At 63.7% G+C, this 10,423-nt stretch carries 9 protein-coding genes; 7 read left to right on the top strand and 2 right to left on the bottom strand.

What is annotated here, in order from left to right; genetic code table 11:
- The 5 genes from EOA38_RS16440 to EOA38_RS16420 form a co-directional block, all read left to right on the top strand.
- Positions 1-703 (top strand): family 16 glycosylhydrolase (locus EOA38_RS16440; RefSeq protein WP_127299694.1); only part of this gene is annotated, 703 nt, incomplete at its 5' end.
- Positions 704-858: 155 nt separating this feature from the next.
- Complete coding sequence (locus tag EOA38_RS16435; RefSeq protein WP_127299693.1) at positions 859-2,190, top strand: UDP-glucose/GDP-mannose dehydrogenase family protein; 1,332 nt, start codon at positions 859-861, stop codon at positions 2,188-2,190.
- Positions 2,191-2,318: 128 nt separating this feature from the next.
- Positions 2,319-3,764, top strand: a complete 1,446-nt coding sequence (locus EOA38_RS16430; protein ID WP_127299692.1) for a GMC family oxidoreductase — start codon at positions 2,319-2,321, stop codon at positions 3,762-3,764.
- A gap of 11 nt (positions 3,765-3,775) precedes the next feature.
- On the top strand, positions 3,776-4,219 hold the full coding sequence (locus tag EOA38_RS16425) for a hypothetical protein (protein ID WP_127299691.1): 444 nt from the start codon (positions 3,776-3,778) through the stop codon (positions 4,217-4,219).
- Between the two features lie 75 nt (positions 4,220-4,294).
- Entirely contained in the window at positions 4,295-5,374 is a 1,080-nt protein-coding gene (locus EOA38_RS16420; RefSeq protein WP_127299690.1) for a glycosyltransferase, read from the top strand.
- Positions 5,375-5,394: 20 nt separating this feature from the next.
- On the opposite strand, the gene EOA38_RS16415 is transcribed toward EOA38_RS16420, so the two are convergent.
- Together EOA38_RS16415 and EOA38_RS16410 are read right to left on the bottom strand one after the other, a co-directional pair.
- On the bottom strand, positions 5,395-6,417 hold the full coding sequence (locus EOA38_RS16415) for a phosphoribosyltransferase (RefSeq protein ID WP_126090553.1): 1,023 nt from the start codon (positions 6,415-6,417) through the stop codon (positions 5,395-5,397).
- A gap of 82 nt (positions 6,418-6,499) precedes the next feature.
- On the bottom strand, positions 6,500-7,996 hold the full coding sequence (locus tag EOA38_RS16410) for a lipopolysaccharide biosynthesis protein (protein ID WP_127299689.1): 1,497 nt from the start codon (positions 7,994-7,996) through the stop codon (positions 6,500-6,502).
- A gap of 198 nt (positions 7,997-8,194) precedes the next feature.
- Between EOA38_RS16410 and EOA38_RS16405 the strand changes: the two genes are divergently transcribed.
- Together EOA38_RS16405 and EOA38_RS16400 are read left to right on the top strand one after the other, a co-directional pair.
- On the top strand, positions 8,195-9,367 hold the full coding sequence (locus EOA38_RS16405) for a glycosyl transferase family 1 (RefSeq protein WP_127299688.1): 1,173 nt from the start codon (positions 8,195-8,197) through the stop codon (positions 9,365-9,367).
- 25 nt (positions 9,368-9,392) lie between these two features.
- Positions 9,393-10,382, top strand: a complete 990-nt coding sequence (locus EOA38_RS16400; RefSeq protein ID WP_127299687.1) for a glycosyltransferase family 2 protein — start codon at positions 9,393-9,395, stop codon at positions 10,380-10,382.
- Positions 10,383-10,423 lie beyond the last annotated feature (41 nt).

Genomic DNA, 10,423 nt, shown 5'->3' with positions numbered 1-10,423 from the left:
GCCGTCCTTCGTCGACAATTTCTCGAATTTCGACCGCTCGCGCTGGTACGTCTACGACGGCTGGAGCAACGGCAATCACCAGAACTGCATCTGGTCGAAGGATCTGGTCCGGCTTTCCGACGGCGTGCTTTCGCTCGGCTTCGAAAAACGCAAGCTCAAGGATCGCGAGTTCGCCTGCGCCGAGCTGCAGACCAAGCAGCGCTATGGCTACGGCGTCTATGAGGCGCGCATGAAGACGGACACCGGATCCGGCCTCAACGCCGCGTTCTTCACCTATATCGGGCCGCAGGACAAAAAGCCCTGGGACGAGATCGACTTCGAGGTGCTCACCAAGGATCCGTCGAAGGTCCAGGTCAACAGCTACATCCAGGGCAAGCCGAAGAACGGCAAGCTCGTCGATGTCGAGGGCGGCGCCGACAAGGGCTTCAACGACTACGGCTTCGTCTGGGAGAAGGACCGGCTGCGCTGGTATGTCAACGGCAAGCTTGTCAACGAGGTGACCAATCCGGACGAATTGCCGACCAATCCGCAGAAGATCTTCTTCAGCCTGTGGGGCAGCGACAAGCTGACCAACTGGATGGGCGCCTTCGCCGATCCCGGCCGCAAGGTGACCATGCAGGTCAAGCGCGTCGCCTTCACCGCTTTGGGCCAGCCATGCCAATTCCCGGAATCGCTGGCTTGCACCATAACCAACAGCAACTAGGGCATGATCCCGAACCGAAGGTCATCCGATTTTTGCTTCGCTGACCCACGGTTCGGATATGATCATGCTCTAGCGAATTAACCCGGGCCGGCCCCGGAGATATCTGAACTGGCCGGGTCGCTTTGCGGCCCGGCCTTAGACAGGAATAGAACCAAATGAATTTGACGGTGTTTGGAATTGGCTATGTCGGTCTCGTCCAGGCCGCGGTGCTCGCCGAGGTCGGACACGAGGTGGTGTGCGTCGACATCGACGAGGCGAAGGTGGAGCGGCTCAACCAGGGCTTCATCCCGATTTTCGAACCCGGGCTCGAAACCCTCGTCAAGGAGAACCACGCCGCCGGCCGCATCCGCTTCACCACCGATGCGACCGCGGCGATCAAGCATGGCCAGATCCAGATGATCGCGGTCGGCACGCCGCCCGGCGAGGACGGCTCGGCCGACCTGAAATACGTGCTTGCCGTCGCCGAGGCCATCGGCCGCGAGATGGACGCACCCAAGATCGTCGTCGGCAAATCGACCGTGCCGGTCGGCACCTGCGAGAAGATCAAGGCGAAGATCGCCGAGACGCTGAAGAAGCGCGGCCGCGAGGATCTGAGCTTCGACGTCGCCTCGAATCCGGAATTCCTCAAGGAAGGCTCGGCGGTGGCCGACTGCATGAAGCCGGACCGCATCATCGTCGGCACGTCGAGCGAGGACACCGAGGCGGTGATGCGCGAGCTCTATGCGCCGTTCAACCGCAACCACGAGAAGATGATCGTGATGGACGTGCGCAGCGCCGAATTCACCAAATACGCGGCCAACTGCATGCTGGCGACCAAGATCAGCTTCATGAACGAGATGGCCAATCTCGCCGAACAGTTGGGCGCCGACATCGAGGAGGTGCGCAAGGGCATCGGCAGCGATCCGCGCATCGGCTACCACTTCATCTATCCCGGCCTCGGCTATGGCGGCTCCTGCTTTCCCAAGGATGTGCGCGCGCTGATCAAGACCGCCGAGGGCGTCAAGTTCGACGCCAAGCTGCTGCGCGCCGTCGAGGAGCGCAACAACGCGCAGAAATCGGTGCTGTTCGGCAAGGTCGACCGCTACTTCCAGGGCAGTCTCAAGGGCAAGACCTTCGCCGTCTGGGGACTTGCCTTCAAGCCGAATACCGACGACATGCGCGAGGCCCCGTCGCGCACGCTGATGGAGGCGTTGTGGGCGGCCGGCGCCAAGGTGCAGGCCTATGATCCGGAGGCCATGCAGGAATGCCAGGCCATTTACGGCCTGCGCGAGGACCTTCTCTTGTGCGGCACCAAGGAGGCGGCGCTGCGCGGCGCCGACGCGCTGCTGATCTGCACCGAATGGAAGAGCTTCAGGGCTCCTTCCTTCGACGCGCTCAAGGACGCGCTGACGACACCGGTCATCTTCGACGGCCGCAACCTCTATGACCCGAAGGTCATTGCCCGCTACGGCATCGAATACCACTCGATCGGCAGGATGGCGGCATGACGATGTTCGCGGCCAGCTTCCCGCCAGACGGTTCCGGCGAACGACAATGGGACCGGCAATGATGGGGCCCCGACAATGATTTGGGGGCCGACAATGATCGCGCGCGTTTCGGGAAAGGGTTCGATCCGATGGTGATGGACGTTCAGCCCGAAAAAATCGCCAACGAGCATTTCGATCTCGTCGTCATCGGTTCCGGTTTCGGTTCAGCCTTTTTCCTGCATGAGTTCCTGAAGCGGCGCAAAGCCCGCGCCCTGGTGCTGGAATGGGGCCGCCACAACACGCATGAATGGCAGCTCAACCAGAACGCCAACACCGACATAGATGACGAGAGCACCTACAAGACCGACAATGCCGACAAGCCGTGGAACTATACGATCGGCCTCGGCGGCGGCACCAACTGCTGGTTCGCGCAGACGCCGCGCTTCCACCCCAACGACTTCAAGCTGAAGAGCACCTACGGCGTCGGCAACGACTGGCCGATCAGCTATGACGATCTCGAGCCGTTCTATTGCGATGCCGAGGAGGTCATGTCGATCTCCGGCGATCCCGACATGGCCCGCATGCTGCCGCGCTCGCGGCCGTTCCCGCAGCCGCCGCATCGCATGTCGGCGCCTGATCGGATGATGAAGGCGGCGCAGCCGGAGCAGCATTTCGTCATGCCGACCGCTCGTGCGCGGGTGGCAACGGCGCAGCGCACCTCTTGCTGCGCCAACCTGAGGTGCTGGCTGTGTCCGGTCGACGCCAAGTTCACCGTCAACAATGGCCTGATGCACGTCTTCGAGCACGCGGACGTGTCGGTGTGCCTGGGCGCCGAAGTGCGCCGGCTCGACCATGCCGGCGGTTCGGTGCGATCGGTCAGCTTCGTGCGCAACGGCAAGGAATATTCGGTCAGCGGCGACCTCGTCGTCCTCGGCGCCAATGCCATCCAGAGCCCGGCGATCATGCTGCGCTCCGGGCTCGGCGGCGAATTCGTCGGGCTCGGCCTGCATGAATCCTATGGCTGGAACTACGAGATCTATCTCGACGGCGTCGACAATTTCGACGGCAGCACCATCACCACCGGGCTGAATTTCGGTCTCTATGACGGCCCGCATCGCGCCGAGCACGCGGCGGCGCTGGTCTATTTCGAGAACCGCTGGCAGCATGGCATGCGGGCCGAGAAGGGGCGGCTCAGGCAAGTGCTGCCGCTGGTCATCGTCACCGAAAACCTGCTCGACCCGGAAAACCGGGTGATCCTCGACAAGAACGAGAACGCCTTCGTCAGCTTCAAGGGTGCGTCCGACTACGCAACCAAAGGCATGGCCAAGGCGCTCGAGAGGCTGCCGTCGCTGCTCAAGCCGCTGCCGGTCGAACAGATATTCGATCGCGGGATCCGGCCAACCGAATCGCATGTGCAGGGCACCTTGCGGATGGGCACCGGTCCGGCCGACTCGGTGGTGGACCGCGACATGATCCATCACCGGCTCCGCAACCTCGTCGTTGTCGGCACCAGCACCTATCCGAGCTGTTCCTGCGCCAACCCAAGCCTGACCGCCGCCGCTCTTTCGCTTCGGGCGGCGGGCCGGCTGGCATGAAGGAGGGACCGATGAAGATCACGCGACGCACCGCGCTGGCCGTTGTCGCCGGCGGCATTGCTTCGACCGGCATCGCCGCTGCCGCCGTATCGTCCTTCTCGGATGAGGATCTGGTCCGCGTCACGCTGGAAAAATACTTCGGTCCGCTCAATATGCGGATCGAGCATCTGCAGCAATTCGTGCTCGAGTTCCGCAACCGCAATCCGTGGGTATTCCCGAGCGACAAGCTGGCGGATGCGGTGACGCTTTTGGAGACCGTGAAGCTCGACAAGGCGCGCGAATTCCTGCCCAGGCAGAAGCAGCAGGATGTCGGGAATTTCGAGCGCTGGGTCATCGCCGAGTTCCACATGCTGACCGACTATGCCTGGCGCGGCTCGCCCAATGATCCGATCCGCTTCACTGGCTGGCACCCATGCACCAATCCGTTTGCCAATCTCGAGCCGCAGAATGCCTGAAACCGCCTGGCAGAGATCCGCGCCGGCAAGTCAGGAACAAACTGGCCAAGAAAAAAATGACAAGGAGCCGAGCCCATGAAAGTTCTTTTCGCAGGCGGTACTGGCTATACGCCGCAGTTCAGCGGCGGTGTCCAATCGAGCACGCATCACCTTGTTGAGCAGTTGATCGAACACGGCCATGAGGCTTCGGTGCTCGCCGCTTTGTTCGGCCAGGGCATGTTCGGCTACAAGGCGCGCGCCAAGATGAAGCTGCTGGGCCAGCCCGCCGTGATCGACAGCTTTCCGGGCTATCCGGTGGTGCGTGCCTGGTTTCCCTGGGAGGCGGCCGCTTTCGCCGTCAAGAAGATGCAGCCAGACGTCGCCGTCGTGCAATGCCACAACTCCGTTCCGCTCGGCAAGGCGCTCCAGGCCGAGGGCGTTCCGCTGGTCGTCTATCTGAGGAATGTCGAATTCCACGAACTGGGCGGCGACCTGCGCGAGCTCGATGCGGCGCGCTATATCGCCAATTCCGAATTCACGGCCCGCACCTACAGTCGCGAGTTCGGCATCGAGTCCACCGTCATCCCGCCGACCATCAATCCGGCCACCTACAGCACGCCGACGACCGGCGAGTTCGTCACCTTCATCAACCCCTATGAGGAAAAGGGCTTTGACCTGGCTGTGCGCATTGCCGCCGCGTGCCCGGAAATACCGTTCCTGTTCGTCGAGAGCTGGAAGCTCGAGGACGACCATCGGGCCCAGATCGAGCGGACCATCGCGCCATTTTCCAACATCAGGCTGGAAAACCGCACCAGTGACATGAAAACCGTCTATGGCCGCACGAAGATCCTGCTTGCGCCAAGCAAATGGGAAGAAGCCTGGGGCCGCGTCGCTTCTGAAGCCCATTGCAGCGGCATTCCGGTTGTCGGTTCGCGGCGCGGCGGCCTGCCCGAGGCGATCGGCTCAGGTGGCGTGGTGCTGGATTATGACGCGCCGCTGGAGGACTGGGTCGGAGCGGTCAGGCGGCTGTGGAACGACCGCCAGGAGTACGGGCGGCTCTCGGAGGCGGCGCTCGCCTTCTCGCAGCGCCCGGAACTCGATCCCGACCGCCAATTCGCCACCTTCTTCGGCCTGCTCGAGAGGGCGGCGCAGCAGCGCTCCCGGCGAGCCGCGTAGAGCATCGCGTAAGTTATTACTTACGCAGGCCTTTTGACGCGGCTTTTCAGCATTTCATAGCCACGCGAGCCCAATAGCGCCCGCACCGCCGCTTTCGCGACCTTCTTGCGTCCGTCGGGCGAATTGACCTGCCTGAGCCGCGCCGGCAGGTTGCGCGCCGCCTGCTGCAGCGCCGGCAGCGACAGCGCATCGGGAAAGCTCACAATATTGGTCTCGACGCACAGCACCGGCTTGCCCGACAGCTTGGCGATCTTGAGCGCTTGCTCATGCTCGCTCTCGATGAACAGGATGGCGTCCGACTTGCGGTAGAAATCGGCTTTGAAGCTGCCATGCGCGCCGAGCCGCTGTCGCTCGGCCTTGCTCGGCAGGTCGAGCATGATGAGGTGGTCGTATTTGATCTCGTGACTGGCAAGCCACGCCTCGGTCAGCTTGCGGTACTTTTCCAGCCGGCTCGTCACCAGCCAGCCGATCTTGCGGGTCGGCCCGAGCAGCGGCCGCGCCTCGGCGAGGAACTTCTCGTAGGCCGGGCCGTCGTCGTTCTCTTCCTCGGTCGGGTCGAGGCAGAGCACGCCGTCGATGTCGACGCAGCATTGTTCGAGGAAGATGTGGTGCATGAAGTTCCACTGGAACATCCTGGGATGCGGCACGACCTCGAAGACGATGTCGGTTTCCTTGTGTTCCGACAGGAGGCCGAACACGGCGGCGAAGACGAAATCGCCCTTGATGCCGGCAGCTTCGATCTTGTTGCGCGCATCGCGCATGGCGTTGCCGCCGCTGACGCTGTCGTCGATCACCAGGATCTTGCGCATTTCGGAATGCTGCCGGTCAAGCGCGGCGCGGCGCTTGGTGATTCCCGACGTGTAGATCCTGCCGGCGAGGAAGCTGTCGAGATCGGTCATCGGGATGTTCGCCGTCAGGCTGACCAGCGTTGCGGCGAGCACGCCGCTTCTCGGCACGCCGACCACCAGGTCGATGTCGCGCGGCAACCGGTGCAGGTTCCGCACGATCGCGTCGTTCATGTCTGAAATCGATCGGTAGTTCATGCTGTTGCCTTACCCTCAAATCAGCGGTTTTTGCCGGTTGTCCGGCCACGGCCGGGACGCAATTGCATTGCACCGAGCAAGCTCATTTTGCTTCGCTGGGTGCTGCGGAAAACCCGCGCGCCGGGATCAGCCGCAAGGCCTCCCGAAGCGCCTCGCGGCCGGCGCCGAAGGCGAGCGCGACGATGATGGTGACGACATAGGACAGCACCGCGCCGCTTGCCAGCGCGATGACGGGCTGCATCGGCAGCATTGGCTTGGCGAGCCAGACCAGGGCCAGCGCCAGATGCGCGCCGAGCACGAACGGGGTCGCCGCGTAGAGCACATGGCTCGCGCGCAGCGGTCCGGCCTTGCCGACATAGAGCCAGAGGAAAGGCGTCCGCAGATATTCGCTGACCGCGTAGACGACCGCGACGCCGAGCGCGCCATAGGGCAGGCCGATGGCGAAGGCCAGCACCGAGGTCACGGCGGTGATGATGCCCCAGCGCATGAAATCGCCCGAACGGCCTTGGCTGACGAACAGCCAGCCGGCCGGGTTGTTGAGCGGCTGCAAAAGGCCGGCGAAACCCAGCGCCAGGAAGATATCGGCGCTCTCCCGCCACTGCTGGCCGAGCACGAAGGGAATGAGCGTGTCGGACATGGCGGTGGCGAAGGCCACACCCGGCAGCGCCACCAGAAGGATCAGCGGCATGACGCGCAGGTAGGCGCTGCGGTAGCGGTCGGGCTCGTCCTTCAGCCGCGAAAGCGCGGGAACCATCACCTTCGACAGCGGATTGGTGATCTGGCTGAGCGGGAAGAGCAGCAGCTTGTAGGCGCGGTCGTAGAGGCCGAGCTGCGCCTCGCCCCAATATTTGCCGATGAGCACGTTGTCGAGGTTGCGGGCGAAGAAATTGGCGAAGTTGAAGCCGGTGATGCCGGCGCCGAAATGGATCAGCTGGCCGATGCCCTCGACCTTGCGCGGCAGCCCGGGACGCCAGCGCGAGGACACCCAATAGCAGATCGTCGGCAGCACGGCGCCGGTCAGCGTGCCGGCGAAAAGCGCCCAGTAGGAGCGGTCGATGAAGGTCCAGGCGATCGAAGCGACAAGTCCGGAAACGGCGCTGGCGACATCGATGATGGCGAGCCGGGTGAACTCCATGCGCCGCGTCATCAGCGCCAGATGCTGGGCGCCAAGGCCGTAGGCCATGATCTGCAGGCCGAACGCGGCGACCAGCCCCGTAACGCGCGGCTCGCCGTAGAAGGCTGCCACCAAGGGGGCCGCCCCGGCCAGCACGCAGGCCAGCACCGCGCTCACCGCCGTGTTGATCCAGAAGAGGTAGTTGACCTCCTCGTGCCGGATGCCGGTTTTCTGGATCGTCGCCTGGGTCAGGCCGAAATCCTGGAACAGCGCGATGAAGGCGAGCACCGGCGCGCACATCGCCACCACGCCGAAATCCTGCGGCGACAACAACCGCGACAGCACGATGACGGAGACGATCTGGGTGGCGACCCGCACGCCCTGCGCCATCGCGGTAACGACGGCGCCGCGTCCGACCGATCTGCGCAGTGAGCCCTCGGGCGGATCGAATGCACTGGTTTCCAAATTCAGGATTCCTGATTCTGCTCCGGTCCGACATCGTCGTGACCGGCGCCCGCCGCCAGGTACAAACTACCGCAAGACGTTTTTGCAGTGCAACAAAAAATGTGCGCTGTTTACCAACGCCGCACCAAAAATGTTGCGATGCAGCAAAAGCTGTACTACCTTTCCCGTGGGTGGCGGGCCCAACAGCGGTCGAGTTTCATGCTGCATGTCTTGTACCTTGTGCATGACGTATCCGATCCGGCCGTGCGCCGAAGGGTCAAAATGCTCAGGGCAGGCGGCGCCGGGATTACCCTGGCGGGCTTCCGTCGCACCAACAGTCCGATCGCCGAGATCGAAGGCATCGAGCCGGTCGACCTCGGTCCGACGCGCGATGGCCGATTCGCGCAGCGCATCGGCGCGGTGGCCAGGGCCGCTGTAACGATCGGCGCCAAGCTCAGCGCCGTGGCGCGACCCGATCTGATCATCGCGCGCAACCTCGAAATGCTGGCGCTTGCCCGCCGCGCGAACCAGGCCTTCGGCGCCGGCGTGCCGATCGTCTACGAATGCCTGGACATCCATCGGCTGGTGTTGCGCAACGACCTGATCGGCAAGACGCTGCGTGGAGTCGAACGCCATCTCGCCCGCGACGTGAAGCTGCTGGTGACCAGTTCTCCCGCCTTCATCGCCAACTATTTCAAACCATTCGGGCAAATCGCCGCACCGGTCGAGCTGATCGAGAACAAGTATTTCGACACCATGCCGGTGCCGGCGGACAATCTGCCTGAGAGCGACCCCCCGATGGCGCCGCCCTGGCGCATCGGCTGGTTCGGCGCGCTCAGATGCCGGCGCTCGCTGGAGCTGCTGGCCGAATTCACCCGCCGGCAAAACGGACGCTTCGAGGTGGTGCTCAGGGGCCGTCCGGCGCTGTCCGAATTCCCGGATTTTCATGCCTTCGTCGAAGCCGAGCCTTGGCTTTCCTTTCGAGGTCCCTACCGCAATCCGGAGGACATGGCCGCGATCTACCGGGAGGCGCATTTCTCGTGGGCGATCGATTTCTTCGAGCAAGGCCAGAATTCCGAATGGCTGCTTCCCAACCGCCTTTACGAAGGCTGCCGCTTCGGCGCCGTGCCGATTTCGATGGCGAGCACCGAAACAGGCCGCTTCCTCAAGCAGCAGGACATCGGCGTGCTTTTGTCGGAAGCCACGCCCGAGGGACTCGAGACCGCGCTCGGCCGCATGAGCCAGGAGCGCTACGACAAGCTGAAGTCGCGGGTGCTGGCCCGCAATCCAAGGACCTGGAGCTACGACCGCAGCGATTGCCTGGCCCTTGTCGACAAGCTGCGCGGCCTGGCCGCCATCGACGGAACCTTCGCGGCCGAGGCGTTGGCATAGGATGGCCGAGAATGGACAAACGCCGATGACGCAGACCACGGCATCGAGCCTGATCGTCGTTCCGTGCCTCAACGAGGCCGCCCATATCGGTGCGCTGCTCGGGCACTTGCGGCCGGCTGCCGCAAGGCTGGGCGCGCGCATTGTCGTCGCCGACGGCGGCAGCACCGACGGCACGCAAGGCATTGTCGAAAAGGTCGCCGCCGAGGACCCTCGGGTCGTTCTGCTCGCCAATCCGAAGCGGATCCAGAGTGCCGCCATCAACCTGGCGGTGGCGACGTTCGGCGACGCTGCCGACTATCTCATCCGCATCGACGCGCATGGCGGCTATCCCGTCGATTATTGCGACAGGCTGATCGAGGAAGCGCTTGCCACCGGCGCAGATTCGGTCGTCGTCTCGATGCTGACCAGCGGCACCGGCGCGATGCAGAAGGCTGCGGCCGCGGCGCAGAATTCCAAGCTCGGCACTGGCGGCTCGAAGCATCGCCACATGTCGGCCGGCGAGTGGGTCGACCACGGTCACCACGCGCTCATGCGCATCGCCGCCTTCAGGGCGGTCGGCGGCTATGACGAGAGCTTCAGCCACAACGAGGACGCCGAGCTCGACTATCGGCTGCGCCAGGCCGGCTACCGCATCTGGATGAGCGGCAGCACCCACATGGTCTATTATCCGCGTTCCACGTTGAAGAGCCTCTATTTCCAGTATCTGGGCTATGGCCGCGGCCGCGCCAAGAACGTGTTGAAGCACCGCATGGTGCCGAAGGTGCGGCAGATGATCCCGCTGCTGGTCGCGCCCGTCGTCCTCCTGGCGCTCTTTTCCTTCGTCTCCTGGCTGGCGGCCGTGCCTTTCCTGCTTTGGGCGGCCGTGTGCCTCGGCTACGGCCTGGTCACCGCCATCCGCCAGCGCAACCCGGGCATAGCGCTGGCCGGCGTTTCGGCGATGGTCATGCATTTCGGCTGGTCCGTGGGCTTTTGGCAGCAGCTCCTGACGCCTCGATCGCAGCGGAAGGTGGCATGATGGCCGGCCGTTCCATCGACATCTGCATCTGCACCTTCCGC

It is taken from the genome of Mesorhizobium sp. M1E.F.Ca.ET.041.01.1.1, assembly GCF_003997355.1.
Classification (GTDB): Bacteria; Pseudomonadota; Alphaproteobacteria; order Rhizobiales; family Rhizobiaceae; genus Mesorhizobium.
The sequence above is the reverse complement of the archived record's forward strand: the minus strand, read 5'-3'. Positions and strand labels throughout refer to the sequence as shown.